Origin of the sequence: Streptomyces cinereospinus (assembly GCF_042430725.1) — a bacterium.
Taxonomy (GTDB): Bacteria; Actinomycetota; Actinomycetes; order Streptomycetales; family Streptomycetaceae; genus Streptomyces; species Streptomyces cinereospinus.
The window spans coordinates 36,382-61,993 of sequence record NZ_JBHMCY010000044.1; the positions used below are offsets into that span (position 1 = coordinate 36,382).

At 69.3% G+C, this 25,612-nt stretch carries 23 protein-coding genes and 2 pseudogenes; 8 read left to right on the top strand and 17 right to left on the bottom strand.

All coding sequences use genetic code 11. The annotated features are described in order from the left end of the window. The first annotated feature begins 95 nt into the window (after window positions 1-95). From ACFF45_RS22170 to ACFF45_RS22180, 3 genes and pseudogenes are all read left to right on the top strand, one after another. Window positions 96-1,544, top strand: a complete 1,449-nt coding sequence (locus ACFF45_RS22170) for an alkaline phosphatase PhoX (protein WP_381348179.1) — start codon at window positions 96-98, stop codon at window positions 1,542-1,544. A 224-nt stretch (window positions 1,545-1,768) separates the two neighbouring features. Continuing rightward, window positions 1,769-2,136 (top strand): annotated as a pseudogene (locus tag ACFF45_RS22175) (TROVE domain-containing protein); the annotation flags it as partial. Between the two features lie 104 nt (window positions 2,137-2,240). Continuing rightward, window positions 2,241-2,813 carry a TetR/AcrR family transcriptional regulator gene (locus tag ACFF45_RS22180; RefSeq protein ID WP_381348180.1) on the top strand — a complete coding sequence of 191 codons (573 nt, stop codon included), beginning with the start codon at window positions 2,241-2,243 and terminating at the stop codon, window positions 2,811-2,813. Between the two features lie 143 nt (window positions 2,814-2,956). Here ACFF45_RS22180 and ACFF45_RS22185 read toward each other — a convergent pair whose 3' ends face one another. From ACFF45_RS22185 to ACFF45_RS22215, 7 genes are all read right to left on the bottom strand, one after another. Continuing rightward, window positions 2,957-4,183: a TerD family protein gene (locus ACFF45_RS22185; RefSeq protein WP_381348200.1), complete on the bottom strand. Its 1,227-nt coding sequence runs from the start codon at window positions 4,181-4,183 to the stop codon at window positions 2,957-2,959. Between the two features lie 124 nt (window positions 4,184-4,307). Next, entirely contained in the window at window positions 4,308-5,297 is a 990-nt protein-coding gene (locus ACFF45_RS22190; protein ID WP_381348181.1) for a zinc-dependent alcohol dehydrogenase family protein, read from the bottom strand. Further along, on the bottom strand, window positions 5,294-6,145 hold the full coding sequence (locus ACFF45_RS22195; RefSeq protein ID WP_381348182.1) for a carbohydrate ABC transporter permease: 852 nt from the start codon (window positions 6,143-6,145) through the stop codon (window positions 5,294-5,296). The genes ACFF45_RS22190 and ACFF45_RS22195 overlap by 4 nt, the downstream gene beginning before the upstream one ends. Beyond that, on the bottom strand, window positions 6,142-7,083 hold the full coding sequence (locus tag ACFF45_RS22200) for a carbohydrate ABC transporter permease (RefSeq protein ID WP_381348183.1): 942 nt from the start codon (window positions 7,081-7,083) through the stop codon (window positions 6,142-6,144). The genes ACFF45_RS22195 and ACFF45_RS22200 overlap by 4 nt, the downstream gene beginning before the upstream one ends. Next, the gene (locus ACFF45_RS22205; RefSeq protein ID WP_381348184.1) at window positions 7,080-8,450 is read right to left on the bottom strand and encodes an ABC transporter substrate-binding protein; all 1,371 of its coding nucleotides are present in this window, start codon (window positions 8,448-8,450) and stop codon (window positions 7,080-7,082) included. The genes ACFF45_RS22200 and ACFF45_RS22205 overlap by 4 nt, the downstream gene beginning before the upstream one ends. A 79-nt stretch (window positions 8,451-8,529) precedes the next feature. Then, the gene (locus tag ACFF45_RS22210; RefSeq protein ID WP_381348185.1) at window positions 8,530-9,297 is read right to left on the bottom strand and encodes a DeoR/GlpR family DNA-binding transcription regulator; all 768 of its coding nucleotides are present in this window, start codon (window positions 9,295-9,297) and stop codon (window positions 8,530-8,532) included. Between the two features lie 305 nt (window positions 9,298-9,602). Beyond that, window positions 9,603-10,412 (bottom strand): NAD-dependent epimerase/dehydratase family protein, encoded by an 810-nt coding sequence (locus ACFF45_RS22215; RefSeq protein ID WP_381348186.1) that lies wholly within the window; start codon window positions 10,410-10,412, stop codon window positions 9,603-9,605. A gap of 174 nt (window positions 10,413-10,586) precedes the next feature. Here ACFF45_RS22215 and ACFF45_RS22220 point away from each other — a divergent pair, with 174 nt between their 5' ends. Continuing rightward, window positions 10,587-11,183, top strand: a complete 597-nt coding sequence (locus tag ACFF45_RS22220; RefSeq protein ID WP_381348187.1) for a TIGR03086 family metal-binding protein — start codon at window positions 10,587-10,589, stop codon at window positions 11,181-11,183. Window positions 11,184-11,239: 56 nt separating this feature from the next. On the opposite strand, the pseudogene ACFF45_RS22225 reads toward ACFF45_RS22220, so the two are convergent. After that, window positions 11,240-11,362, bottom strand: a pseudogene (locus tag ACFF45_RS22225) (pectate lyase); the annotation flags it as partial. A gap of 177 nt (window positions 11,363-11,539) precedes the next feature. Here ACFF45_RS22225 and ACFF45_RS22230 point away from each other — a divergent pair. Beyond that, on the top strand, window positions 11,540-12,997 hold the full coding sequence (locus ACFF45_RS22230; protein WP_381348188.1) for an NCS2 family permease: 1,458 nt from the start codon (window positions 11,540-11,542) through the stop codon (window positions 12,995-12,997). Window positions 12,998-13,075: 78 nt separating this feature from the next. Here ACFF45_RS22230 and ACFF45_RS22235 read toward each other — a convergent pair whose 3' ends face one another. Both ACFF45_RS22235 and ACFF45_RS22240 read right to left on the bottom strand, forming a co-directional pair. Then, on the bottom strand, window positions 13,076-14,524 hold the full coding sequence (locus ACFF45_RS22235; RefSeq protein WP_381348189.1) for a peptidoglycan D,D-transpeptidase FtsI family protein: 1,449 nt from the start codon (window positions 14,522-14,524) through the stop codon (window positions 13,076-13,078). Between the two features lie 126 nt (window positions 14,525-14,650). Then, on the bottom strand, window positions 14,651-15,424 hold the full coding sequence (locus ACFF45_RS22240; protein ID WP_381348190.1) for an IclR family transcriptional regulator: 774 nt from the start codon (window positions 15,422-15,424) through the stop codon (window positions 14,651-14,653). A gap of 155 nt (window positions 15,425-15,579) precedes the next feature. Between ACFF45_RS22240 and ACFF45_RS22245 the strand changes: the two genes are divergently transcribed. The 3 genes from ACFF45_RS22245 to ACFF45_RS22255 all read left to right on the top strand — a co-directional run bounded on the left by ACFF45_RS22245 (window position 15,580) and on the right by ACFF45_RS22255 (window position 20,396). Beyond that, entirely contained in the window at window positions 15,580-17,109 is a 1,530-nt protein-coding gene (locus ACFF45_RS22245; protein ID WP_381348191.1) for an aldehyde dehydrogenase (NADP(+)), read from the top strand. Between the two features lie 1,092 nt (window positions 17,110-18,201). Then, window positions 18,202-19,419, top strand: coding sequence for a helix-turn-helix transcriptional regulator (locus ACFF45_RS22250; RefSeq protein ID WP_381348192.1), 1,218 nt, complete (start codon window positions 18,202-18,204; stop codon window positions 19,417-19,419). 206 nt (window positions 19,420-19,625) lie between these two features. Beyond that, a complete protein-coding gene (locus ACFF45_RS22255; protein ID WP_381348193.1) occupies window positions 19,626-20,396 on the top strand; it encodes an HNH endonuclease in 771 nt (256 codons plus the stop codon). 116 nt (window positions 20,397-20,512) lie between these two features. Here the strand turns inward: ACFF45_RS22255 and ACFF45_RS35730 are convergent, their stop codons facing one another. The 7 genes from ACFF45_RS35730 to ACFF45_RS22285 all read right to left on the bottom strand — a co-directional run bounded on the left by ACFF45_RS35730 (window position 20,513) and on the right by ACFF45_RS22285 (window position 25,409). Then, on the bottom strand, window positions 20,513-20,941 hold the full coding sequence (locus ACFF45_RS35730) for a DUF8602 domain-containing protein (RefSeq protein WP_512701196.1): 429 nt from the start codon (window positions 20,939-20,941) through the stop codon (window positions 20,513-20,515). A gap of 11 nt (window positions 20,942-20,952) precedes the next feature. Beyond that, entirely contained in the window at window positions 20,953-21,246 is a 294-nt protein-coding gene (locus ACFF45_RS22260) for a hypothetical protein (RefSeq protein ID WP_381348194.1), read from the bottom strand. A 260-nt stretch (window positions 21,247-21,506) separates the two neighbouring features. Further along, window positions 21,507-21,734 (bottom strand): hypothetical protein, encoded by a 228-nt coding sequence (locus ACFF45_RS22265; RefSeq protein ID WP_381348195.1) that lies wholly within the window; start codon window positions 21,732-21,734, stop codon window positions 21,507-21,509. 238 nt (window positions 21,735-21,972) lie between these two features. Then, on the bottom strand, window positions 21,973-22,443 hold the full coding sequence (locus ACFF45_RS22270) for a hypothetical protein (RefSeq protein WP_381348196.1): 471 nt from the start codon (window positions 22,441-22,443) through the stop codon (window positions 21,973-21,975). Window positions 22,444-22,459: 16 nt separating this feature from the next. Next, window positions 22,460-22,780, bottom strand: a complete 321-nt coding sequence (locus ACFF45_RS22275) for a hypothetical protein (RefSeq protein WP_381348197.1) — start codon at window positions 22,778-22,780, stop codon at window positions 22,460-22,462. 674 nt (window positions 22,781-23,454) lie between these two features. Beyond that, window positions 23,455-23,931, bottom strand: coding sequence for a hypothetical protein (locus ACFF45_RS22280; protein ID WP_381348198.1), 477 nt, complete (start codon window positions 23,929-23,931; stop codon window positions 23,455-23,457). Window positions 23,932-25,247: 1,316 nt separating this feature from the next. Further along, window positions 25,248-25,409: a hypothetical protein gene (locus tag ACFF45_RS22285; protein WP_381348199.1), complete on the bottom strand. Its 162-nt coding sequence runs from the start codon at window positions 25,407-25,409 to the stop codon at window positions 25,248-25,250. Window positions 25,410-25,612: the final 203 nt, after the last annotated feature.

The following is a 25,612-nucleotide window of genomic DNA, read 5'->3' on the forward strand; positions in this document are numbered from 1 at the left end:
CGCCCGGTGTTCAAGCGGCGTTCACGGCCGGGCGACACCGTTGCGCCGACCGAGGTCCGCCGCCCTCCACGGTATCCCCCGTCACAGGAGACAGCATGTCGCTCACCCGCAGGGACTTCGCCAGGACCACCGCGATCACCGGTGCCGGTGCCGTGGCACTGGCGGGCACCGTCGGCGCGCTCGCCAGCGCCCCCGGCGCCCTCGCGTCCGCCGAGACGGAGACCACGGGCGAGGAGTCCGCGGCCGGGCACGGCGGCGTCGGATACGGCCCGCTCCTGCCCGACCCGGACGGCATCCTCGCGCTGCCCGCCGGCTTCTCGTACAAGATCCTCACCTACGCCGGCCGGACCAGGCTGGAGACGGGCGAGTTCACCCCCGCCGACCACGACGGCACCGCGGCCTTCCCCGGCCCGCGCGGCACCACCCTGCTGGTCAACAACCACGAGATGGACGGTCCCCGCTCCGACTACGACCACCCGGTCCCGCTCACCGAGGGCCTGGTCTACGACCCCGCCGCCCCCGGCGGTTGCACGGTGGTCGAGGTGCGCCCCGACGGCCAGGTCGCCGAGTGGGTGGGCATCGCCGGCACCGCCAACAACTGCGCCGGCGGCTCCACCCCGTGGGGCACCTGGCTGACCTGCGAGGAGAACTCCGACCGGGCCGGCGAGAACGGCATGACCAAGGACCACGGCTACGTCTTCGAGGTCGACCCCCGCGACCGGCGCGCCAACCGCGACCCCAAGCCGCTCACGTTCTTCGGCCGGTACGACCACGAGGCCGTCGTCATCGACCCCAGGCGCGGCCACGCCTACCTCACCGAGGACGCCGACGAGCCCAACGGCCTGTTCTACCGCTGGACCCCGCCCCAGGGCTTCGCGTACGGCCCCGGGAGGTTCCGCGCCCTCGCCGACGACGCCGGAGTCCTCCAGGCGCCCAGGTGCTTCAACTCCGGCGGCCACTTCGTCGACGACCTCTCCCGCGCCACCAGGATCGGCACCGTCTACGGCGTCGACTGGGTCGACGTCCCGGACCGCGACGCCCGGTCCGTCCCGGTGCGCGAGCAGTTCGGGCCCGGCCAGGTCACCCGCGCCCGCAAGCTGGAGGGCATGTGGTGGGGCGACGGCGGCGCGTACATCGTCTCCTCGTACGCCCGTGAGGAGAGCCCCGTCCAGCACGACGGGCAGGTCTGGTTCTACGACCCCAAGCGCCGCACCCTCACCCTGAAGGTGCTGCTGGGCGTCAACCCGGACCCCGCCGCGGACGGCGCCTTCGACGGCCCGGACAACATCACGGTCTCTCCGTACGGCGGCCTGCTCATCGCCGAGGACGGCGACGGCGTGCAGCACCTGTTCGGCGCCACCGACAGCGGCCGCACCTACCCCATCGCCCGCAACGAACTGAACATCGGCACCGCTGAGGAGCCCGAGTTCAGCGAGTTCACCGGCGTCACCTTCTCGCCCGACGGCAGGACCCTCTACGCCAACATCCAGGAGCCGGGCGTCATGCTCGCCATCACCGGTCCCTGGAAGCGGCAGAAGCGCTGACCCGTTCACTCGCCGGTCCCGCGCTGCGTCTCCCGCGGTGAGAACACGACGTCACGCACCTCCCGGTGCGATGGCGGCGGCTGCTTCTCCTGCCAGAGGAATCCGATGCCGCCGCCGGCTCGATCCCGGGAGGCGCAGCTCGTGGTGGGTGCCCGCCCGGTGCGCAGGCGACGGTCACGTCTTCCGGACCGGACGGCTGCGGGTTCGCATCCCGTCGTCGGTCCAGCGGCGACCCGGTGCCGTTCCGCACGGGGGAGTCGGTGCTCAGGGTGCTGGAGACGTTCGGCGACCTGGGCGGCACCGACACCACCGGGGCGGTGCGCCGGCACTACCGCGAGCACGACCGGGTGCTGATCGTCACCGACGAGCAGTACGCCCACAGCCGCCACGGCGACCCGACCGGGCAGGTCCCGGCACAGGGCCGGTCTGCACCTGGAACCTCGCCGGGTACCGGGCGGGCCACGGGCCGTCCGGGACGGGCAACCGGCACACGTTCGGCGGGCTGTCGGACGCGGCGTTCCGGAGGGTGCCGCTGCCGGAGGCGGCGCGCGACGCCGGCCGGCCGTGGGCGGCAGCCGGCGGGGAGGGGTGACAGGCAGTGCCGGGCCGGTCCCCGGCGCCGTCCGGAGGAAGGCGTCGCCGGGTCGGGGCGACGTAACATGCGGGGAGAGTCTCCGGTAGGCGAGGAGTTGCTGGATGACGCAGGCCAGGCCCATGCGTGCGGATGCCCGGCGCAACTACGAGCGGTTGCTGAGGGCGGCGGTGGAGGCCTTCGCCGAGCACGGGGAGGGCGCGTCGCTCGACGACATCGCCAAGCGGGCGGGGGTCGGGTCGGGCACGCTGTACCGTCACTTCCCCACGCGCCGGGCCCTGCTGGAGGCCGCCTACCTCGACCGGATCGAGGCGCTGGCGCAGCGCGCCGACGCGATCGCCCGGGAGCTGCCGCCGGGTGAGGCGCTGGTGGAGTGGCTCAACGAGCTGGCCCTGGGCCTGACCCGGGTCCGCGGCCTGAAGTCACTGCTCGGGTCGGCCGTCACCGACGACGGCTCGGCCGTCGCCACCGCCTGCGGGAGCCGCCTGACGGGCGCCGCGGAGCGGCTGGTGCGGGCGGCGCAGGCGGAGGGGTCCCTGCGGGGCGACGTCGAGCCGATCGAGGTGCTGCGGCTGACGCACGGGGTGGCGACGGCGTCGGAACTTGCGAGCGGGGCAGGGACGGACGTCCGGCGTTACCTGTCACTGCTGACGGACGGCCTGCGCGCGGCCCCCTGAGGGAACGCGTGCCAATCTGCCGCGAGCCGGCGGAGAGCCCGTGGGGCGGGGCGGCGGGGGCTTCCCCGGCCGGGGCACCCGCCGCCGTCCTCGTGGCGCCGCCGGTGCCCGCGTGACCGTCGCGCGGGGCGGTCTGCCGGCCCTCACAGGGCCTGCGCCGCCGGCTTCACCATGTTGCGCACCGTGCGCGCCTTGACGAAGTCGCCCATGGCCGTCATCTCCCACTCGCCGGAGAACTGGCGGATCAGCTTGGCCATCAGCACGCCGGTCTGCGCCTCGGCGTTGGTGAGGTCGAAGCGGACGAGCTCCTCGCCGCTGGCGGCGTCCATCAGCCGGCAGTAGGCCTTGGCGACCTCGGTGAACTTCTGCCCGGAGAAGGAGTTGACCGTGAAGACCAGGCCGGTGACCTCCTGCGGCAGCCGGCCGAGGTCGACGGTGATCACCTCGTCGTCGCCGCCGCCCTCGCCGGTGAGGTTGTCGCCGGAGTGGCGGATGGCGCCGCCCACGATCTGGAGCTTGCCGAAGTAGCAGCTGTCGATGTGGTTGCGCTGCGGACCGTAGGCGATGACGGAGGCGTCCAGGTCGATGTCCCGGCCGCGGTAGGCCGGCTCCCAGCCGAGGCCCATCTTGACCTGGGAGAGCAGCGGGCGGCCGCCCTTGACCAGCGAGACGGTCTGGTTCTTCTGGAGGCTGACGCGGCCCTTGTCGAGGTTGATCTTCCCGGCGCCGGGGGCGGCGGCCGGGGCCGGCGGGGCGGCCGGGGGCGCGGCGGGTGCCGGGGGAGCGGTGAGGCGCGGGTCCGTGGCCGGGGCGGGCGGCGCCACCGGGGGCCGCGCGGGCGCCGGGGGCGGGGTGACCGGCTGGGCCGGGGCGGCCGGCTCCTCCACGCTCACACCGAAGTCCGTGGCGATGCCGGCCAGGCCGTCGGCGTAGCCCTGGCCGACCGCGCGGGCCTTCCAGGCGCCGTTGCGCAGGTAGATCTCGACGACCACCAGTGCCGTCTCGGTGCCGAGCTGCGGGGGCGTGAACGTGGCCAGGACGCCGTTGTCGTCGGCGTTGCGGAGGGTGGCCGTCGGTTCGATGCCCTGGAAGGTCTGGCCCGGGGCGTCCGGGCTGGCGGTGACGACGATCTTCTCGATGCCCGGGGGGAGGGCGGTGGTGTCGACCGTGATGGCGTCCGGGGCGGTGCCGCCGCCGGAGCGGTACGTCACGCCCGGGCCACTGGGCTGGTTGTAGAAGATGAAGTCGTCGTCGGAGCGCACCTTGCCGTCGGCGGTGAGCAGCAGGCCCGATACGTCGAGCCGCACCGGTGCGGCGACGTCCACCGTCACGCGGGCGGCGGACAGAGGGATGTTCGAGCCGGGGGTCATAGCTGTCATGCCCCGAGAACGACCGGGGCCGCTTTACCGTTCCCTTACCGTGCGGCCGATCGGGTCACCGGCGGCCCGGCCCGGACGGCCCGGGGGCGTCCCGCCCCCGGGCCGTCCGGGTTCCCTACGGCACCACCACGATCTTCCGGCCCACCCCCGACGCGAACTGCTCCAGCGCCTGCGGGTAGTCGCTCAGCGGCAGGCGGTCGCTGATGAAGACCTCGGGGTCCAGCACGCCGTTGGCGAACAGCTCCGCCGCCCGTTCGAAGCTGTGCAGCACCGCCATCGAGCCGGTGATGGTGATCTCCTGGTTGTAGATGCGGTACGGGTCGATGGTCACCCGCGTCGCGTAGTCCGCCACGCCGAACTGGAGGAACGTACCGGCCTTGGCCACCCGGTCCAGGCCGTCCTGGATGGCCGCCGCGTTCCCGGTCGCGTCCACCACCACGTCCCAGCCCTGCGGGCGGTCCAGCTCGTCGGCGTGCGCCGCGGCGGCCGACACGCCCAGCCGCCGGGCGGTCTCCAGCCGCGCCGGGTTGACGTCCACCACGTCCACGCTCGCCGCGCCCGTCCGCTTGGCCAGTTCCAGCATCATCAGGCCCATCGTGCCCGAGCCGTAGACCAGGACGTGGGCGCCCAGCCGGGAGCGCAGTACGTCGTAGCCGCGGACCGCGCAGGACAGCGGCTCGATCAGCGCGGCGTCCTGGGTGCGGACGTGCTCGGGCAGCTTCACGCAGTTCGCCACCGGCGCCACCGCGTACTCGGCGGCGCCGCCCGCCGTCGTCACGCCGATCGCGGCCCACCGTTCGCACAGGTTGTTGTGGCCGGTACGGCAGTAGCGGCACTCGTGGCAGTACAGCGACGGGTCGACCGCCACCCGGTCGCCGGGCGCCACCTCGGTGACCTGCGTGCCGACGGCGACCACCGCGCCGGCGAACTCGTGCCCGGGGACGATCGGCAGCTTCGGCGCGAACTCGCCCTGGAGGATGTGCAGGTCGGTGCCGCACAGGCCGCACGCGGCGACCTCCACGACCACCTCGCGCGGGCCCGGCGTCGGGTCCGGGACCTCGGCGACGACGGCCCTGCCCACGGACTCGATGACGGCGGCCTTCATTTCACGGCTCCCAACGACAGGCCCTGGACCAGCTTGTCCTGGGCGGCGAACCCCGCGGCGAGCACCGGCAGGGAGATGACGAGCGACGCGGCGCACACCTTGGCCAGGAACAGGCCCTGGCTGGTGATGAAGCCGGTCAGGAAGACGGGGGCGGTCTCGGCGACCACGCCCGTCAGGACCCGGGCGAACAGCAGCTCGTTCCAGCTGAAGATGAAGCAGATCAGCGCGGTGGCGGCGATGCCGGGCAGGGCCATCGGGGCGATCACCCGGGCCAGGACGGTGGGCAGGCGGGCGCCGTCCACGCGGGCCGCCTCGATCACCGCCACCGGGATCTCGGCCAGGAACGACTGCATCATCCACACCGCGATCGGCAGGTTCATGGAGGTGTAGAGGACGACCAGCAGCCAGATGTTGTCCAGCAGCCCGGCGTTCCTGGCGAACAGGTAGATCGGCAGCAGGCCCGCCACCACCGGCAGCATCTTCGTGGAGAGGAAGAAGAACAGCACGTCCGTCCACTTGCGCACCCGCCGGATCGACAGCGCGTACGCCGCCGGCAGCGCCAGCAGCAGGACCAGCAGCGTCGAGGTCACCGACGCCACCGTCGAGTTGATCAGGGACGGCCAGGGGCTGGCCCCGCCGCCGGCACCGAAGAACTCGCGGTAGCCGTCGAGGGTGAGCGCGGCCCCGAAGGACGGCGGGTTGGTCGCCGCGTCCTGCTCGGAGTGGAAGGACGTCAGCGCCATCCACGCGACGGGCAGGAAGAAGACGATGCCGGCCAGCCAGGCCAGCAGGCCCAGGCCGGCGCCCTTGCGGGGAACTCGGCGGACGCGTACGGCGGTACCGCTCATCCGCGGCTCACCTCCTCACGGAACAGGGACGACACCACGCGCAGGGCGAAGGTCGCGATGACGATGGAACCGATGACCACCAGGACGCCGGCGGCCGAGGCGAGGCCGTTCTCGTGGGCCTGGTAGAAGCTCTGGTAGACGGTGTAGGGCAGGTTGGCGGTGCCGAGGCCGCCGGACGTGAGGGTGAAGACCGCGTCGAAGTTCTGGACGATGTAGATCGAGCCGAGCAGGGCGCCGAGCTCCAGGTAGCGGCGCAGGTGCGGGAGCGTGAGGTGGCGGAAGATCTGCCAGCCGCTCGCGCCGTCCACCCGGGCGGCCTCGATCTGCTCCGGGTCACGGCTCTGCAGCCCGGCCAGGATGATCAGCATCATGAACGGGGTCCACTGCCAGACCAGGGACGCCTCGACCGCGAGCAGCGGGGTGGAGGAGATCCAGTCCGGCTGGGGCCCGCCCACATAGTGCAGCAACCCGTTGAGCAGGCCGTATTCAGGGTTGTAGAGCACATGCTTCCAGAGCAGTGCCGCCGCCACCGGGACGACCAGGAACGGCGCGATCAGCAGGGTGCGGACCACGCCGCGGCCCTTGAACCGGCGGTCCAGCAGCAGCGCCAGCAGCAGGCCGAGGAGCAGGCTGACCAGGACGACGGTCACGGTCAGCAGGACCGTCGTCCACACCGAGTCGCGCAGGTCGGCGTCGGTGAGGACCTGGCGGTAGTTGTCGACGCCGGTGAAGCGGCGGGCGTCGGGATAGAGGGCGTTCCAGTCGAAGAAGGAGATCACCAGCGTGGCCACGAACGGCAGCTGGGTCACGACGACCATGAAGATCAGGGCGGGCAGCAGGGGCGCCCGGGTGGCCCAGGCGCGCAGCCGGGCCGATTGCCGGGCCGGGCCCGGGTGCACGGACGGGGCGGCCACGGGGGCCGTGGTGGTGGCGGTCATCGTCCCTCGTACTCCTCGGAGATGCGCTCGGCGAGCTGCTGGGACTTCTTCAGGGCCTGCTCGACGGACTGGCGTCCGGCGATGGCCGCGCTGATCTCCTGGGAGACCTGGGTGCCGAGGTCGGTGAACTCGGGGATGCCGACGAACTGGATGCCGGGCGCGGGGCGCGGCTGCACGCCGGGGTCGTTCGGCCGGGCGCCCTCGATGGCCTCCTTCGTCATCTCCTGGAAGGCGGCGGCCTCGGCGCGGTACTCGGGGCTGGTGTAGGTCGACGCCCGCTTGCCCGCCGGGATGTTCGACCAGCCGATCTCCTCGCCGACCAGCCGCTCGTACTCCTTGCCGGACGCCCAGGAGACGAACTGCCAGGCCTTGTCGGCGTTGCGGGAGGCGTTCTGGATGCCCCAGGCCCAGGTGTAGAGCCAGCCGGACGACTCGGTCCGCTCGACCGGCGCGGGGGCGTAGCCGACCTTGCCCGAGACGGGGGAGTCGGCGGCCTCCAGCAAGCCGGCCGCGGAGGTGGCGTCGTACCACATGGCGACCTTGCCCTGGGTCATGTTGTTGAGGCACTCGGCGAAACCGGACTGGGCGGCACCGGACTCGCCGTGCTCGCGGACCAGGTCGACGTAGAAATTCGTCGCCTTCTCCCACTCGGGGGAGTCGAGCCGGGCCTTCCAGTCCTGGTCGAACCAGGTGCCGCCGAAGGTGTTCACCACCGTCGTCAGGGGCGCCATGACCTCGCCCCAGCCGGGCAGGCCGCGCAGGCAGATGCCCTTCATGCCGGGCTCCGCGCCGTCGACCCGGGCGGCGAGGTCCGCCACCTGGGTCCAGGTGGGGCGCGCGGGCATCGTCAGGCCTTCCTTCTGGAACACGTCCTTGCGGTACATCAGGAAGGACGACTCGCCGTAGAAGGGCTGGCCGTACAGCTTGCCGTCGTCGCCGGTCAGGGACTGGCGCATCGGCTTCAGCACGTCCTGCTCGTCGTAGGCCGGGTCGCGGGCGACGTAGGGGTCCATCTCCTTCAGCCAGCCGTTGCGGGCGTAGATCGGTATCTCGTAGTTGGACAGGGTGGCGACGTCGTACTGGCCGGCCTGGTTGGCGAAGTCCTGGCTGATCTTGTCGCGGACGTCGTTCTCCGGCAGCACGGTGAAGTTCACCTTGATGCCGGTCTCCTTGGTGAAGTGGGAGGCGGTGAGCTTCTGCAGCTCGACCATCTGGGGGTTGTTGACCATCAGAACGTTGATCGAGTCGCCGCCCGATCCGGCCCCGCCCGCCCCGACCCAGCAGCCGGCGAGCAGCGGGGCGAGCAGCGTCCCTGCGGCGGCCGCGGCGAGTGTGGCTCGCGGCCTCCGTCGGCTCTGGGTTCGCATGGGTCGCTCCTGAACAATTGGTGAAATAGGGGATACCGCCGGGCGTGGGGGCGCCCGAGAAGAGGGGGTGTGGGTGCGGTCAGACGCGGATGACCTGGGGGCCGAGCAGGGAGTAGCGGTGCGCCTCGGCGGCGGGCAGCAGGGTGCTCGTGACGATCGCCTCCACCGCGCCGACGTCGGCGAACCGGCAGAAGCTGACCGCCCCGAACTTGCTGTGCGCGCCCGCGAGGACCGTGCGCCGCGCGGCCCGCACCGCCTGCGCCTTGACCTCGCCGACCGCGGGGTCGGGGGTGGTCAGGCCGTGTTCCCGGGAGATGCCGTTGGCGCCGATGAAGGCGAGGTCGACCACGAAGCCGGCGAGCATCTTCGTCGTCCAGTGGTCGACGGTGGCCAGCGTGCCCGGGCGGACCCGGCCGCCGAGCAGCAGCACCGAGCAGCCCTCCGCCTCCGCGAGCGCGCCGGCGACCGGCAGGGACGCGGTGACCACGGTCAGCGGCCGGTCCCTGGGCAGCGCCTCGGCGATGAGCTGCGGGGTGAAGCCCTCGTCGACGAAGACCGTCTCGGCGTCCCCGAGCAGCTCGGCCGCGGCGGCCGCGATCCGGCGCTTCTCGGGTACGTGACGGGTGGCGCGGAAGGCGAGGGTGGTCTCGAAGCCGGCGCTCTCCACCGGGTAGGCGCCGCCGTGGGTGCGGCGGACCAGCCCGTGGTCCTCCAGGGCGCGCAGGTCCCGCCGTACGGTCTCCTTGGCGACGCCGAGCCGGGCGGCGAGCGCGGTGACGTCGACGGACCCGCTGGCGCGGGCCGCGCGCACGATCTCGCGCTGCCGCTCTTCCGCGGTTCGGCTCATCCCTGTCACCCGCCTTCTCGCCGCACTGCCCGTTCGGGCCCTGTGGGGGAAAGTTCTACAGCGGGTACGGGGCGGTGACCAGGTCTGTCAGGCAAGCGATAGTGCCCGGGTGTGCCCGTTCGGTCGCGGGTCCGCCCCGGTGTGCGGGGAGCGGTCGCGCACTGTCCGCGGGTGCGTCGTGGCTGGTCACGCGGGTTTCCGCGCCGTTGAGGGGGGTGCGGGACGGTGATGGTGAGCCGTGCCCGAGTGCGGGGGCGGACGGGCCCGTTCGGTGCCCGACCGGCTCTGTTGTGGTCGGAATCTCGTCAGTACGGCCAGATCGGCGGGTCGGTCACGAAGTGGCCGCCCAGGCGGGCGTGCGCCGGGTTGCCCGGGTCGAGCTCGCCCTGCTCGGCGACGAGCTGCGCGGCGTACGGCTCGGAGTCGTCCTGCGGCTCGTAGCCGAGCGCCCGCGCGGTGGACAGGTCCCACCACAGCCGTGTGTTCGCGGACGAGCCGTAGACCACCGTGTGGCCGACGTCCTCGGCGGTCAGCGCCGCGTGGAAGAGGCGGGCGCCGTCGGCGGGGCTCAGCCACACCGAGAGCATGCGCACGCTGGTCGGCTCCGGGAAGCAGGAGCCGATGCGCACGGAGACGGTCTCCATGCCGTACTTGTCCCGGTAGAACTGCGCCAGGTCCTCGCCGAAGGACTTGGACAGGCCGTAGAAGGTGTCCGGGCGGCGCGGGGTGCCGACGGGTATGAGCGGGTCGTCGCCCTGGGGACGGAGGGTGTAGCCCACCGCGTGGTGGGAGGAGGCGAACACGGTCCGCCGGACGCCCTCCGCGCGGGCGGCCTCGTACAGGTTGTAGGTGCCCTCGATGTTGGCCTTCAGGATCTTCTCGAAGGGGGCTTCCAGGGAGATGCCCGCGAGGTGGACGATCGCGTCGACGCCCCGGACGGCCTCGCGGACCGCCTCCTTGTCGGCGAGGTCGGCGACGATCGCGTCCGGCGCGCCCTCGACCGGGCGCAGGTCGAACAGGCGCAGGTCGTAGCCGTGGTCGGGGAGCAGCTCCCGCATCAGGGTGCCGAGCCCGCCGGCGGCGCCGGTGAGCAGGACGGTGCGGGGAGCGGGCATCCTCGGGTCTCCTTGCGGGGGACTCCATCGGCCAACAGTCCTATGTGTGCATGACATTCACATCCGTGGACACGGTAAGCAGCCCGGCCGTGTCCGTCAAGGGGCCCGCGGGTCGATGACTTCCGGTGCCGTCGGCGGTCCACCTCTCACGAGACCGTCTACGGAGGAGTACCGATGACCGACCCGGCCCCCCTCGACCTCGGCCCGCAGACCAGGATCGTCGCCCGCCTCGCCGCCGGGGTGACCGACGAGCAGCTCGCGGGCCCGACACCCTGCCCGGACCTGGCGGTGCGCAACCTGCTGGGGCACCTCGTGGGGCTGTCCGTCGCGTTCCGGGACGCCGGCCGCAAGGCCTTCGGCCCGACCACCGACACCAGCCCGGACGCGGCCGTGCCGGACATCGGCCCCGGCTGGCGCGAGGAGCTGCCCCGCGTGCTCGGCGAGCTCGCCGAAGCCTGGCGCGACCCCGCCGCCTGGACCGGCACGACCCGGGCCGGCGGCGTGGACCTGTCCGGCGCCGCGGCGGGCGCGGTCGCCGCGGACGAGCTGGTGATCCACGCCTGGGACCTGGCCCGCGCCACCGGGCAGCCCTGCACGTCCGACCCCGCCGCACTGTCCTCGGCGTACGCCCTCCTGCTCGCCGCCGCGGACGAGCCGGTCCGCGACGGCGGCCTGTTCGGCCCGGTCGTCGGCGTCGCGCCGGACGCGCCGCTGCTGGACCGGGCGGTCGGGCTGAGCGGCCGGGACCCGGGGTGGCGCCCCGGCCGGTGAGACCCGCCCCGAGAGGGCGATCCCGGCTTCCTCCGCCGGAAGCACCAGACGTTCTGCAGGGTGCAACCGCCCCGGCAGTGGATGCCGTCGGCGGAGCCCAGGACGGCGTTCTCCAGGACCGCGCCGTCGGCGAGCCGGAAGACCGGGTCCTGGCCCTCGCCCCGGCCGGTGCCGCCGCGTTCGCCGCTGCCGTGGAAGCGCCGGCGTCAGCGATGGGTCGGTGCGGCGGCCGAACGCCGCGGCATGACACGCCGAACCCGATTCCGTAACACGGGGAACACCTGAAACCGGTTCGACGCGGGAACAATCCAGCCAGCATCCGCGCACCGATCATCAGGACTCAGGGAGCACCCGCCATGTCCGACTTGCAGAAGGTGACCGACCGGTCAAGTGCCCCGCCCCCGGCGGCGAATGGCGTCGACCGGTTCTTCCGGATCTCCGCGCGGGGATCCACCTTCGGCCGGGAGATACGCGGCGGCCTCGCCACGTTCTTCACCATGGCCTACATCCTCGTGCTGAACCCGATCATCCTGGGCGGCGCCGAGGACAAGTACGGCGAGCGGCTCGACCCCGCCCAACTCACCACGGCCACCGCCCTGGTGGCCGCCGTCATGACCGTCGTCATGGGCGTCGGCGGCAATCTGCCGCTCGCGCTCGCCGCCGGACTGGGCCTCAACGCCGTCGTCGCCTTCCAGATCGCTCCCCTGATGAGCTGGGAGGACGCGATGGGCCTGATCGTCGTCGAGGGCCTGCTGATCTGCGTCCTGGTGGTGACCGGCCTGCGCGAGGCCGTCATGCACGCCATCCCGCAGGCCCTCAAGCAGGCGATCGGCGTCGGCATCGGACTGTTCATCGCCTTCATCGGCTTCGTCGACGCCGGCTTCGTCAGCCGGATCCCGGACGCCGCGAACACCACCGTGCCGGTGCAGCTGGGCGGCTCCGGCACGCTCACGGGCTGGCCGATGCTCGTCTTCTGCCTGGGCGTGCTGCTGACCGTCGCCCTGCTCGCCCGCCGGGTCAGGGGCGCCATCCTGATCAGCATCGTGGCCATGACGCTCGTCGCGATCGTCGTCAACTCCCTCGCCGACGTCGAGAACTGGGGCCTGACCACGCCCGCCTGGCCCGACCGGGTCGTCGCCGCCCCCGACTTCGGGCTGATCGGCGACTTCGACCTGTTCGGCGCGTTCGGTGAGCCCGGCGTCGGCGTCATCACCGTGGTGCTGCTGGTCTTCACCCTGATCCTGTCCGACTTCTTCGACACCATGGGCACGGTCGTCGGCATCAGCACCGAGGCGGGGCTGCTGGACCAGGACGGCAAGGTACCGAACCTCGGCCGCGTCCTGCTCGTCGACGGCGCGGCGGCCGTCGCGGGCGGCGCCGCGTCCGCGTCCTCCGCCACGTCCTACATCGAGTCGGCGGCCGGCGTCGGCGAGGGCGCGCGCACCGGCTTCTCCAACCTGGTCACCGGCGGCCTGTTCGCCCTCGCCCTGTTCCTCACCCCGCTGCTCACCATCGTGCCGCTCCAGGCGGCCGCTCCCGCCCTGGTCGCCGTCGGGTTCCTGATGATGACCCAGGTCAAGCAGATCGACTGGGACCGGTACGACATCGCCGTCCCGGCGTTCCTCACCATCGCCGTGATGCCGTTCACGTACTCCATCACCAACGGCATCGGCGCGGGCTTCGTCGCCTACGTCGTCATCAAGACGGTGCTGGGCAAGGCGAAGGAGGTGCACTGGCTGCTGTGGGGGACCGCGGCGCTGTTCCTGGTGTACTTCGCGATCGACCCGGTCGAGCAGGTCCTCGGCGTGCAGTGAGGGACGCGGGACGCTGCGCGGCCGGTGCGGGTTCGCGGCGGCCGGCCGCGCGGTCCCCCCGCGCCCCCGGGGAGGGCGTCACCGCAGCGCCGCCTCCATCACGGCCCTGGCCACCGGCGCCGCCAGGCCGTTGCCGCTGACCTCCGACCGCGCCGCGTCCGACTGCTCGACCACCACCGCCACGGCGACCTGCCGGTCCGTGGCGTCGGACGTGGCGTAGGAGGTGAACCAGGCGTAGGGCGTCTCGCTGTTGTTCTCGCCGTGCTGGGCCGTGCCCGTCTTGCCGCCGACGGTGGCCCCGGCGATCTGCGCGTTCGACCCCGTGCCCTCTTCGACGACCGTCTGCATCGCCGACCGGAGCTGCTCGGCGGTGGAGGAACTGACGATCCGCCGGGTGGCGGCGCTGCCGTCGTAGTCCTCCAGCACGTCGCCGCTGTGGTCGGTGATCCGCGCCACCATGTGCGGCTGGACCAGCTCGCCGTCGTTGGCGATCGCCGCCGACACCAGGGCGATCTGGAGCGGGGTCGCGGTCACGTCGAACTGGCCGATGCCGGACAGGGCGGTCTCCGCGTCGTCCATGTCCGCCGGGTACACGCTCTGGTAGGCGCGCACCGGAATGTCCTGCTCGGCGTCGTTGAAGCCGAACCTCTCCGCCGTCTCCCGGACCTTGTCCTGGCCGAGGTCGACGGCCATCTTGCCGAAGACGTTGTTGCAGGAGTACTGGAGCGCCACCCGGATCGAGGCGTTCTCGCAGGGCGCGTCCGGGTTCTCGTTGGTGAGCTCGTCGGAGGAGAGCGGCAGCGGGTACGGGTCGGGGCTGTCCGTCCGCTCGTCCACCGACGCGTACAGCCCGTCCTCCAGCGCGGCCGCCGCCACCACCAGCTTGAACGTGGACCCCGGCGGCAGCGGCTGGCGCAGCGCGCGGTTGGTCATCGGCTTGTCCTCGTCCTCGGTGAGCCGCGTCCAGGCGTCCGAGTCGCCCGTGGTGAGTTGCGACGGGTCGTAGGAGGGGGTGGAGACGACCGCCAGGACGCGCCCGGTCGCCGGGTCGATCGCGACGGCGGCGCCCTTCTTGTCGCCCAGCGCCTCGTACGCCGCCCGCTGGACGTCCGGGTCGATCGTCGTGATCACGTCACCGGGGTCGGCGCGCCCGCCGGTGACCGTGTCCATCACGGTCCGCAGCCGGGTGTCGGTGCCGTCCAGCAGGTCCTGGTAGACGCCCTCCAGCTGGGTGGCGCCGTACACCTGCGAGCTGTAGCCGGTCACCGCCGCGTACAGCGCGCCGTCCTCGTAGGTGCGCTTGTAGCGCAGGTCGCCGCCGGTGGTCCGGGCCGAGCCGGTCACCGACTCGCCGGCCACGACGATGTTGCCGAGCGGCTCGCTGTACAGCTTGATCGTGTTCCGCCGGTTGTCCTGGTCGTCCGCGAGGGCCCGGCCTTCGTAGAACTGCACCCAGGTGGCCCTGACCAGCAGGACCAGCACCAGCAGCAGCGTGAAGACCGAGGCTCGCCTGATCGTCTTGTTCATCCCGCACCGAAGACGACCGGCACCGGACGGAACGTTCCCTTCCGTCCGTTTTCTCATCCCTTCCTCAGGAACGCCTCAGGAACGCCTCGGAGACCCCTCGGTGAGCCGTCCGTCCGCGGCGCCGGCTCACAGTCTGCGGGTGGCGAGCGTCAGCCGGTCGCGCGCGTCGAACAGGGCGTCCTTCACCATCTGCTCGTGCGCGGGGGTGAGCCGGGCCACCGGGACCGAGCAGCTGATCGCGTCGCGGGCCGGGGTGCGGTAGGGGATCGCCACGCCGAAGCAGCGCAGACCGAGGGTGTTCTCCTCGCGGTCGACGGCGTACCCCTGCTCCCGCACCTGGTGCAGCTCCTCGATGAGCCGCTCCCGGTCGGTGATGGTGTTCTCGGTCAGCGCGGGCAGGGTCTCCGGCAGCATCTTGCGCACCTGCTCGTCGGAGCAGGTGCTGAGCAGCGCCTTGCCCAGCGAGGTCGAGTGCGCGGGCAGGCGGCGGCCGACCCGGGTGAAGGGGCGCAGGTAGTGCTGCGACTGGCGGGTGGCGAGGTAGACCACGTTGGTGCCGTCCAGCCGCGCCAGGTGGATGGTCTCCGTGGTGTCGTCCGACAGCCGGTCAAGGGTCGGCCGGGCCGCCGCCACCACCTCGTCGCCGTCGATGTACGAGGTGCCGACGAGCAGCGCCCGGACGCCGATGCCGTACCGGGTGCCCGTCGCGTCCGTCTCCACCCAGCCGAGCTCCACGAGGGTGCGCAGCAGCATGTACAGGCTCGACTTGGGGTATCCCACCGCCTCCTGGACGGCGGCCAGCGCGTGCATGCCGGGGCTTCCCGCGAAGTACTCGAGCAATTCAACGGTCCGCACCGCGGACTTGACCTGCGCCCCGCCGCCCGTCTCGCCTGCCGGCATAGCCCTTGACCCCTTCGTTCGCCGGGAAATAGTCTCCGCATCGCATTCACCCTGCGAGACGGCGTTCAGTATATCGAACGACGTCGGCGCGTCGCACGGTGGACGACATCCGTACGGCGGCAGGACATACGGCAAGCCATGGGGAGGGACCCGCGGTGGCAGCAGCACCAGTCTGGAGTGTCGACCCCCGTACCGGGAAGCGGCGGGAACAGGTTGCGGTGGAGGCCACAGCCCAGCAGGTGGACGCCGCCGTCCGGGCCGCGCACGACGCCCGGCGGGCCCTGGCCGGCCGCACGGTCCGCGCGGCCTTCCTGCGCACCGCCGCGGACCGGCTGGCGGCGGCCCGGGACCGGCTCGTCGAGGCCGCCGACGCCGAGACGGCCCTCGGCCCGGCCCGGCTGACCGGCGAACTCGCGCGCACCTGCTACCAGTTGCGGGCCTTCGCCGGCATCGTCGACGAGGGCGCCTTCCTCGACGTCGTCATCGACCACCCCGACGACTCCGCCACGCCGCCCGTCCCGGACCTGCGCCGCTACAAGGTCCCGCTGGGCGTGGTCGCCGTCTACTCCGCCTCCAACTTCCCCTTCGCCTTCTCCGTGGCCGGCGGCGACACGGCCAGCGCGCTGGCCGCCGGCTGCCCGGTCGTCGTCAAGGCCCACCCCGACCACCCGGCCCTGTCCGGGCTGGTCGCCGAGGTGCTGCGCCGGGCCGCCGAGGAACACGGCGTCCCCGCGGGCGTGGTGGGCCTGGTGCACGGCTTCGAGGCCGGCGTGGAGCTGGTCAGGCACCCGCTGGTCGCGGCGGCCGGGTTCACCGGTTCCGTCCGCGGGGGGCGGGCCCTGTTCGACGCGGCGGCCGCCCGTCCGGTCCCCATCCCCTTCCACGGCGAGCTGGGCTCCCTGAACCCGGTGCTGGTCACCGAGGCGGCGGCCGCGGAGCGCGCCGAGCAGATCGGCAGCGGGCTCGCGGGCTCGATGACGCTGGGCGTCGGGCAGTTCTGCGTGAAGCCGGGGCTGGTGCTGGCGCCGCGGGGCGCGGCGGGGGACCGTCTGGTGAAGTCGCTGGCCGAGACGGTCGGCGGCACCGAGGCCGGGGTGCTGCTCGACCACCGGATGCGGGACGACTTCCTCGCCGGGGTCGCCGAGCGGACCGCGCTCGACGGCGTGGAGTCGCCGGTCACGCCGGGCGCGGGCGGGGAGCACACGGTCAGCGCGGGGTTCCTGACGGTGCCCGCGCGCAAGCTGGCCGAGGAGGGGGCGTACGACCTGCTGCTGGAGGAGTGCTTCGGACCGGTCACCGTCGTGGCCCGCTACGCGGACGAGGACGAGGCGACGGCCGTGCTGTCCCGGCTGCCGGGCAACCTGACGGCCACGGTCCACCTGTCGGCGCGGGAGGCCGCGGGCGAGGGACGCGGTCCGCAGCTGCTCGCGGAGCTGACACCACTGGCCGGGCGGGTGCTGGTGAACGGCTGGCCGACCGGTGTCGCGGTGGCCCCGGCCCAGCACCACGGCGGGCCCTACCCGGCCACGACGTCCACGTCGACCTCGGTGGGCGGGACGGCGATCGAGCGGTGGCTGCGGCCGGTCGTCTACCAGGGGGCGCCGGAGGCGCTGCTGCCGCCGGAGCTGCGCGACGACAACCCGCTGGGGCTGCCCCGGCGGTTCAACGGCCGGCTGGAGCGGTGACACCTCAGGGGCACGCCCGGCCGCGGTCCGCCACGGCCGGCCGCGCCCCTCGGGACGGCACAACGGGCGAGGAATGAACGCGCGCTCGCGGACGTTCCCGCACCTGCGGGGAGAGCCTCCGCCGCCGTACGAGCCGGAGAGAGCCGTGACCCTGCGTGTCGAGATCTGGAGCGACATCGCCTGCCCGTGAACCAAGGGAACCCCAGGTTACCGCGCACGTCTGACCAGCGGCTGTGCCCGCCCCTCCCGCACTGCGCCGCCACAGTCACGGGAGGGGCGGGAGCCTAGGCGGCGAACCCTCGCGCAACGATGAATGCAACCGTCCCTGCCCATGCCAATGCAGCCAGCGCCACCAGCGCCCCACGTAGCAGCCTCATGCGGCAGGCTCAGGCGTCTTGACCCAATTCTGATGACCGAATTCCCGGTGCACTTGCATCGCTGACAGCGTCGCCACTGCCAACAACGGATCTTCCGTACGGGCGGCTGCCTTGACTTGCCCCCGAAGTGACGCGCACACAATGCATGTCTCAGGGTCGACCGGTCCGCGCCGGGGTTCTCTCAGCCAGCGGTCAACATCCCTCAACGCTGCCTCCCTTTGGCGCGGCATTTGGTACACGGGAACGGGCAGGCGGGAAGCTCAGCGGTCGGCGGGAAGTAGACCACCCCGGAAGCCGAGTCGAGCGCTCCGCCGTATTCCGCCCACCAGCCGTCAGGAGAGTGCGCGTACGGCCCTGATGGGTCGTCTATGAGGCTGACTAGCTCCGGGTCCGGTAAGGCGCTCACACGGGCGCTGGTGCGCTTCGCTGGTGCTGTCATGCCGGGCACTCAAAATGCCGGTAAACGGCGGCCGGTGAACCTGACTGCCGTTCGGCAGTGAAGCGGCGGCAAGGTTCAAGTCGCCTGATCTCCTTATTGCAGTCGGCACACCTGGACCCGTCAGGCGCGTAGGTCACGTAATCCGCCTCAGTGTTGGTCGCTGTGGTCGCTGCCATGCCATCCCCTCACGTCGCCTGTCCGGCGTCCCACACTCCTTCGGGGATTGATCACTGACTAGCGGCCCCCTGTAGGCCAACTGTCGGCCAGAATGGGCACATGGGCAGCAGCATCGGGGCCAACATCAAACGTCTGCGCGAAGCGCGCGGCTGGAGCCAGTCACGGCTAGCGCATGAGGTCTGTCGGGCAGCCGGAGTGATCGGTGATCCGGTCGGACGGCAGGAAGTCAGTCGGTGGGAGACAGGAAAGCGCACGCCCCGCGAATGGCTGCCGTTCCTCGCTGCCGCCCTAGGCGTGTCCGTGGAAGCACTCAGGGAGCCCCAGAAGCCCGCTGAGGCCCCTTTGCCGACCCTGGATGACTTCCTGCCCGAAGGGGACCCCCTTAGCCCGCTAGAGGGGCGCTCAGGGCGTCGCGTCGGCATGGGGGAAGTGGATGACCTACAACAGCGCGTGCATGGGCTCAGGTTGGCTGATGATGTGTTGGCAGGCGGGGACCTAATCCGCCCGGCACTCCGGGACCTTCGGCGCGCGGTAAAGCTGTACCGAGAGAACACATTCAGTGGAGAAGTAGGGCGACAACTTCTGCGGCAAATCGGAGAGTTGGCACAGATTGCCGGATGGATTGCCAGCGATGCCGGACAGCACGCGGAAGCCGAGCGCATTTACCGGCTAGGAATCAGCGCTGCTCGACAGGCGGAAGACCACACCCTTGCCGGGAACATTGCCGGGTCACTCGCCTACCAACTCAGCAACACAGGGCGTGAATCGGAAGGCGTGACGCTGGCACAAGCGGCCCTGCATGACGCTGGCAGCGACGCACCCCCGAAAGCCCGTGCGCTGTATCTGGACCGGGTGGCATGGGCGCACACGAAAGCCGGGGGAATCGAGCACGGGCAACAGGCCATGCGGGCACTGGGGGAAGCTGGGCAGGCGCTCAGCGAAGACAGCCCCGGGACGGAATCACCTGCCTACTTGTATTGGGTGGACGCTGGCGAACTCAGGGTTATGGAATCGCGCGTCTACACGGAGCTTCACCGGCCTTTGCGCGCCGTGCCGTTGCTCAGGGAAGTCCTCAGCGCCTATGACGCCACGCATACCCGGGAAATGGCGCTGTACCTCTCTTGGTTGGCCGTGGCGCTCGCTGATGCCAACGAACCAGAAGAGGCGGCAGCCGTAGCCGAGCGGGTCATTTCCCTGGGAGCTGACACACCGTCAGAAAGAGTGGCGGAGCGAGTGCGGGTCATTCTCAGCCGGTTGCAGGAGTACGCCGAAGTGCCAGAAGTCGCTGCCTTGCTCGCTGGGCACCAGGCGGCTTAGCCGACACCCCCTTAGTTCACGGCAGCGCACACAGACGCAAAGTGGCCACCCAGGAAACGCGCAGGTCAGAGCACCACCCACCCTCAGCCGGCGAAAGGTGCCCATTTTCGACCGCCAACGGACACAAAAAGGCCCCGCACCGGCCACCAGGCAGGCGGCGGGCACGGGGCAGACAGAATTTTCATTCTCTTGCGAGAGGTTGAAGCATGGGCGTTTCGGAGAAGACCCGAAAGATTCTGTGGGTTCAGGCTGGTGGCCTCTGCGCCATCTGTAAAGCGCAGGTGATCACGCCTGGGACTGCATCGGATGACCCCTCTGTATTTGGCGAGGAAGCGCACATCGTCGCACGCTCAGAGGGCGGCCCCCGGGCAGGAGGTCTGGCAGAGGATCTGATTAACCACCACACGAACCTGATTCTCTTGTGCAGCAAGGATCACAAGCGGGTGGACGATCAGCCAAACCATTTCACTGTGGAGCGGCTCCGGCTAATCAAAACGGAGCATGAGGCGTGGGTGCGTTCCAGGGCGGAAGCCGAAGAAACCCGCATGAGGCTGGTGCCTGATCCGTTGTTCCCTCAGCCCAAGGTGTTGCAGCTAATTACGCGGGGAAACCCGCTCTGGAACATGGTTAAGGAAAGCGTCACGTTTGAGTACGCCCTGCCAGATCATCTGAATGACGACGACGAAGATTTGATCATCGAATTCATGGATCTGTTGCGTGATTACCTCGACATAGCCGGGGAACTTGTAAGCGTCCGAGAGAATCGGGATGCAGAGAAGACCCTTCAGCAATACATCAGCCGTCTAGCTGAGCGCGAATTCCTGGTAGGTGCCTTTGTTCGCCACATGCTTTTGACGGGTGGGAGCGCTGAGGGCCCAACTCCCTGGCCCATGCTCCGCGTCGAAGTGCAGCCCGCAACGTTGGCAGAGGTCACAGACGAAAATGGCACTCCGTATCCCCGGCAGGCAGCGACCTAAGCGAAGGGTTCGCCCCGCGCAAACGCTCTGAGTTGCGGCGCTAGCTTTTTCCCTCCCTGCCGCGCTCCATTCAGGCCCGGAGGGGGTCACCCCCCAGTGGCTAGGGTCGGCGGAGATCAGAACGGCGGAACGTCGTCAGCCCAACGCCGGTATTCACGCTCTGCCGACTCCTGCTGTGATCGTTGTTCGGCGTAGAAGCCGCCTGGTTCGCGCTTAGGCCGTTCCTTGGCATCACAGGGCTTGCACAATGGCCTCATGTGCTTGAAGGCATCAGGGTTCGGCTCATTGCGCTTCACGAGATCACGGCGACTGATCGGCCAATGGTCAGCCACCCTCGCTGGTTGACCGCAGAGGACGCACCACGGAAAGCGATAGAGAAACTGTGGTTGGACAGTGGTATTCCAGCGCCTTCCGTAGGAACTACCACCACGGTTCTCACGCTGGCTTGCTCGCTGTCTCGTGTGCTCTTCGCACGTGCTGTCTTTGCCGCGCACCAGCTCAGGACACCCCGGCTGAGCGCAGGGGCGAGGGGGCTTAGAAGGCATGGGGGTATCACCTACGGATTTTCGGAGGTGGGGGCATCGGTAATGGCGCTGAATAGCTCAGCATCCGTAAGCCCGTGAATTGCGGCCACGGCGTCTATCTCCTGCTGTACGTCGTCCAGCGCGTCTAGCTCATCTTCCGCAGCGCACAGCATGTTCCGAATGGATTGCACCAGGACTGCCGCTCTTTCGGCATCCGGCTTTCCCTCAGCGAGCATGGCGCTCAATTCGTCGGCATAGCTGAGCCCGTATCTCAGGGACTCAGCCAGCGAAGCAGCATGCGAGGGTGCACAGTCATCAGCGAGCACGGGTCTACTCCTTCACGCCAGCACACGCGCCAGCGAAGAGGCGGTCAGGGAAAAGCGCAGGTCAGGAATCCTGGGGGTTTTCGCCGGCTCGGGGTGCCTGGTTGCGTCAGCACACCCGGGGAGGGACCCCCTTGCCGACACAGGGAAGCGCGGCAGGGAGGCAAAAAGACGGCATGGCTAAACGATCCGTTTGTGTGGGCAGCAAAAGGGCCGTGCCGCTGGTGGGTGGATTCCAGCAACACGGCCCGTGACGTGACCGCTCAGGCAGGTGGAATGACCGGCGGGAAAATCATCGCAACCCCACGGTCAAGCGGGTAAGTCTTGCCGCCCTCAATCCGGTACAACTCACCGGTGACACCCCGGGCGTACTGCGCGGAAGGCGTCAGCGGTTCACCGGTCTGAGCGTCCCGGGGCCAGTTGGGGTAATCCCACTTCGGACCGGGCTGCAACAGCGTTTCGTCAATGGGATGCGTACTGTCGAAGTTCATTTGCTGCCTTACTGCGGAGGGATGACCGACGGATTGATCGGGTTACCGTCGCTGCCGCGCGGAGTCTGGTCTATGAGGTACCGCTGACCATTCCGCACGATGGTGGTCATACCTCGTGGCATTCGTGTCCCCTGGTAATCAGCCGGGCAGAGATCAGACCAGGCGGGCGAACCATCCGGCAGCCGGGGAAACCAGGGGTACGAACCATCAGGGCCAGGGTCTAGGGCATCGTGCGCCATCAGTCCACCTCGTACGCTGCCAGCGCCTCAGCAGCAATGGCGTCCGCCCGCTTGCGCCGAAGCGCATACATAGCGTCTTCCTGCCAACGCCTCAGTTCGTCCACGGGGTCGACGTAACGGAGATCAGAAATGCCGTCCGCATCCTCCCCAACCAGCGTCGCGCAGTGCTGGGCATGAGCGCGAAGGGAATTGATAGCGTCTCGCCGGGCTAGATAATCGGTAACCAGAACGGTAAGGGTCCCAGCTTCGAGCGCAACAGCCATCTCATCAGCGCTGGGCTTTTCGCCCTTGACCTTTGCTTCAAGCTCCGCCCGGTCCTCAAGGAACTTGGCCGCTAGCTCATATTCCTTCTGAGCGCGCTCAGCGGCCTTCTCAGCCTGTCGGGCAGCCTCAGCGGCCTCAGCCTCAGCCAGCTTTGCGGCAGCCGCCTCAGCGGTCTTACGTGCCTTCTCAAGGTCGAGTGCAGTCATGGTGTCTGGTGCCCTTTCAGTTGCTGGTGCCGTAGCCGCGCGCAATGCGCTGTTCCGGGGTGATTCCCTCAGCGCTCACGCTGGCCTGTCGCTGCGGATCGTCGCCTAGCTGAGCGGCAGCCTTGCGAGCACTGGTGGCGTACCCCATTGCCATTCGCGTTGAAGGGTCGATCTCAATTCCACGAGCCTCAGCGGCCTTTAGGTGCGACACCATGGCGTCAGCCTCAGCGCTGGCCGAAGATGCAATGGACTCTAGGTGCTTGCGCTTGCGCTCAGGGTCGTTGGTGTCAATCGCGCCCGGGTCGGCGGGGCGTATGTACCAAGGGGTTTCAGTCATTTGTCAATTCCTCTTCGTGGTTGTCACCTACGGATTTTCGGAGGTGCCTAGCGATGGTAGAAAGCCCGGTCGTGAAACGCGGGATTCTTGGGTCGAAGTCCGATGCAGCGATTTCCGTAGCGCCGCTCAGTGCGCTCATATCCCGTGGCACGTAGAAGCCGGTCGAAGGTGCCCAGGGGAATGAAGCTCGGGCCACTCACGTCCTTACACGCGTCGAAAAGAAGCCGGATGCTTGCATCAGCACCCGGTGCCTCTTCAAGAGCTTCGCCAACGACAGCCACAAACGCAGCTACATGCGCGCGGTCGGCCTCACTCAGTCTCGGCACTGCCACCTCCCAAAGCGAGGATGCGGAGCACGGCAAGGGCCGCGAACAGCTCAGCACGGGGGCGCTCATCTGCTGGCACGATTGCGTGTTCTTCGAGAATGGCTATGGCTTGTGACGCACCGATAGCGTCCATTGGAATCACTCCGGATTTCGTGGGTAAGGGGGTCAGCCGGCTCGGATCTCATGGATTTTCCGAGCCCGGCTCAAGAAAGGGAGGGCAGGAGGGCTCCCATATGGCTCTAGTTAAGCCCCCCTGCCCTGGTCTCTAAATGACGCCTGCCGCCTGGTAGATCAGCGACACCAGAAGGGCGACGCTTAGCGCTTCTGAAAGCCAGCCAGCGTGAGTCATCAGCGCTTACCACGCTCTAGGGAGTTGTGCCGGTAACCACGCGCCATGAGCGCCATAGCGGATTGAGCGGCAGCGGACTCCGCCTTTGTGCGGCGGGTCTTCTTGGTGGCTTCCTGAGCCTCTATGTGCCGTAGGGCAGCCTCGCGGCTACGTTCCCGGGTCCGAGAGTCAGCCGCGCGCCGTTCATCGCTCACAGCGCCGTATGCAGCTACCCTGAGCCGCGCCACCTCGAATGGGAAGCGCTCAGGGCTGTACGACCGGTGGGCGTCATCGAACGCGTTATGGCAGCGACGGCACATGGGTGCATAGCTGGTGGTGTTCTCGCTGTACGGGCCGCGCTCGCTGTCCAGGGCGTTCGGGTCATCCCACTGGTAAGCCCAGTCAGAGGCGGTGAGCCCGCACCAGTCACAGGCGGAGTATTTCGCGGGTAGCTTTAGCTGCTTCAGTAGCTTGTGCATGGCGGCATAAGTGGTCATGGTGTGGTGTCCTTAATGCAGAAAGGCCCCGGCCTGCACTCACTTCCCACAGCGCGGACACCACTCCCGCTGAGAGAAGCCAAGTACAGGCCGGGGCCTACCTCGGAGGTACACGCATAACCCGGCGTGTTCGGGCGTTTGCAGGCATGCCGACGAATACGTGGTGTCCGGCCGGTCTTCTCTGCCCTCAGAATGTATCTAGGGAGTCGAGCGCCCGCGAAACATATGCATTCGGACATTGCGAACTGACGAATTTATGTGATGCGCGTCACTCGGGAATTGAGCCGAAAACGACGGCCTGATCTTCCCCAGTTCCCTCAATGCGGAATCCAGCGGACTCAAGCTCAGGAAGCATGCCGGAAGGGCTCAGCGGCTCAATCCCATAAGCATCAGCCCACGCCACATAAGCGCCATAGAATGCCTCAGCGTTAGCGCGAACACTAGGACCGGCGTGTGCGTACCGGAGAAACTGAGAAACCCCACCCGGGGCCAGGCTGGACAGCTCACGCTTACGGCGCTGACGGCAGGCTTCCCGGCAATACTTCGAAATGCGGCCAGACTTCGTGCGCTCAAGCTGAGCCCCACAGACGACACAGGGAAGCGACCGACGCGTTTCCTGGTCTGCCCGCTGGCGCATTGCTGCCGCCTTCCGCGCACGCGTCAACTTCTCCCGTTCCTGCCGGGCGGCTAGCTCTGCGTCAGACAGCGCAGCAAACCGGCGGGCAGCCACATAGCAGCGCTGCGAGCAGTAGTCAGAGCGAGCACGGGCGGGCTTCTCGCACGCGTCCCATGCGCAATCACGGCCAAGAATCATGGGTCAACCTCCGGGGACTCAGCGGGGCAAGGTGCCCTCAGAACTGGTCTAGGGAGTCGAATGACCGGAAGCTGTTGCCGCTGTATGAGTAGTGCAGAAACTACACACCAGGCAAAGGGGCTCTGACCTGGTGTTTTGCCACTGGGGGACCGGAAAGCCCGTGCTGTGTACGAGAAGCGCCCAATGCCACTAGATTTCTTATTGCGTTAGGCACTTCTAATACTTACTACATAGAAAGCGGTCAGTGAGTAGTAAAAGTGCAGGTCAGAAGGGGTTTCAGGGGTGTGTAGTTTGGTCGGCCACCCGCGCTGTTCCTACACTCCGCGCCTGACGCCCCATCAGAGAATGGCTGTGCGTCCGTCTGGGCGCCTGCACCAGCCTCCCCGGCGCCCGGCGCCAGTGGAGCCCTGAAAGGCGCTCAGGGGGTCATGTGGAGCCGTTCCCGGGAAACGCAAAAGCCCCCGTCCGGTGCGCTGCCGGAACGGGGGCTCAGTGGTGGTGCTCAGACTGCCGCCGGGAAGACGCTGGCGCCACCTGTGATGCTGCGGAAGATTTCCCGGGACGCTTCGTTCATGTCGTCAGTCATCTCAAAGGGGTTGACTCCCGTGATGCCCAACTCTTCGCGGATACGCCGGGCGATTTCCTGGATGAGTTCCGTACTCATGGCATCTCTCCTTGCGCCTAGTGGTCCTTACGGAACGGTCCTAGTGTGCGGAATGACTGATCTGACGGAGCGTCAGGAAATGCCTGTACGGCCCTGTGAGGGCACAAGGAAGCCCCGCCGGACCACGGGGGCCAGACGGGGCTAGAACCAAGGCCGTGAAGTTTGCGGCTGGTGCGTGTTGTCAAGGGCCTGCGCTCGCGAGG

What these genes read in the sequence shown, in the direction of transcription:
- ACFF45_RS22170 (WP_381348179.1), top strand. Translation starts at nt 96, where the DNA reads ATGTCGCTCACCCGCAGGGACTTCGCCAGGACCACCGCGATCACCGGT.
- ACFF45_RS22180 (WP_381348180.1), top strand. Translation starts at nt 2,241, where the DNA reads ATGACGCAGGCCAGGCCCATGCGTGCGGATGCCCGGCGCAACTACGAG.
- ACFF45_RS22185 (WP_381348200.1), bottom strand. Translation starts at nt 4,183, where the DNA reads ATGACCCCCGGCTCGAACATCCCTCTGTCCGCCGCCCGCGTGACGGTG.
- ACFF45_RS22190 (WP_381348181.1), bottom strand. Translation starts at nt 5,297, where the DNA reads ATGAAGGCCGCCGTCATCGAGTCCGTGGGCAGGGCCGTCGTCGCCGAG.
- ACFF45_RS22195 (WP_381348182.1), bottom strand. Translation starts at nt 6,145, where the DNA reads ATGAGCGGTACCGCCGTACGCGTCCGCCGAGTTCCCCGCAAGGGCGCC.
- ACFF45_RS22200 (WP_381348183.1), bottom strand. Translation starts at nt 7,083, where the DNA reads ATGACCGCCACCACCACGGCCCCCGTGGCCGCCCCGTCCGTGCACCCG.
- ACFF45_RS22205 (WP_381348184.1), bottom strand. Translation starts at nt 8,450, where the DNA reads ATGCGAACCCAGAGCCGACGGAGGCCGCGAGCCACACTCGCCGCGGCC.
- ACFF45_RS22210 (WP_381348185.1), bottom strand. Translation starts at nt 9,297, where the DNA reads ATGAGCCGAACCGCGGAAGAGCGGCAGCGCGAGATCGTGCGCGCGGCC.
- ACFF45_RS22215 (WP_381348186.1), bottom strand. Translation starts at nt 10,412, where the DNA reads ATGCCCGCTCCCCGCACCGTCCTGCTCACCGGCGCCGCCGGCGGGCTC.
- ACFF45_RS22220 (WP_381348187.1), top strand. Translation starts at nt 10,587, where the DNA reads ATGACCGACCCGGCCCCCCTCGACCTCGGCCCGCAGACCAGGATCGTC.
- ACFF45_RS22230 (WP_381348188.1), top strand. Translation starts at nt 11,540, where the DNA reads ATGTCCGACTTGCAGAAGGTGACCGACCGGTCAAGTGCCCCGCCCCCG.
- ACFF45_RS22235 (WP_381348189.1), bottom strand. Translation starts at nt 14,524, where the DNA reads ATGAACAAGACGATCAGGCGAGCCTCGGTCTTCACGCTGCTGCTGGTG.
- ACFF45_RS22240 (WP_381348190.1), bottom strand. Translation starts at nt 15,424, where the DNA reads ATGCCGGCAGGCGAGACGGGCGGCGGGGCGCAGGTCAAGTCCGCGGTG.
- ACFF45_RS22250 (WP_381348192.1), top strand. Translation starts at nt 18,202, where the DNA reads ATGGGCAGCAGCATCGGGGCCAACATCAAACGTCTGCGCGAAGCGCGC.
- ACFF45_RS22255 (WP_381348193.1), top strand. Translation starts at nt 19,626, where the DNA reads ATGGGCGTTTCGGAGAAGACCCGAAAGATTCTGTGGGTTCAGGCTGGT.
- ACFF45_RS35730 (WP_512701196.1), bottom strand. Translation starts at nt 20,941, where the DNA reads ATGCCTTCTAAGCCCCCTCGCCCCTGCGCTCAGCCGGGGTGTCCTGAG.
- ACFF45_RS22265 (WP_381348195.1), bottom strand. Translation starts at nt 21,734, where the DNA reads ATGAACTTCGACAGTACGCATCCCATTGACGAAACGCTGTTGCAGCCC.
- ACFF45_RS22270 (WP_381348196.1), bottom strand. Translation starts at nt 22,443, where the DNA reads ATGACTGCACTCGACCTTGAGAAGGCACGTAAGACCGCTGAGGCGGCT.
- ACFF45_RS22275 (WP_381348197.1), bottom strand. Translation starts at nt 22,780, where the DNA reads ATGACTGAAACCCCTTGGTACATACGCCCCGCCGACCCGGGCGCGATT.
- ACFF45_RS22280 (WP_381348198.1), bottom strand. Translation starts at nt 23,931, where the DNA reads ATGACCACTTATGCCGCCATGCACAAGCTACTGAAGCAGCTAAAGCTA.
- ACFF45_RS22285 (WP_381348199.1), bottom strand. Translation starts at nt 25,409, where the DNA reads ATGAGTACGGAACTCATCCAGGAAATCGCCCGGCGTATCCGCGAAGAG.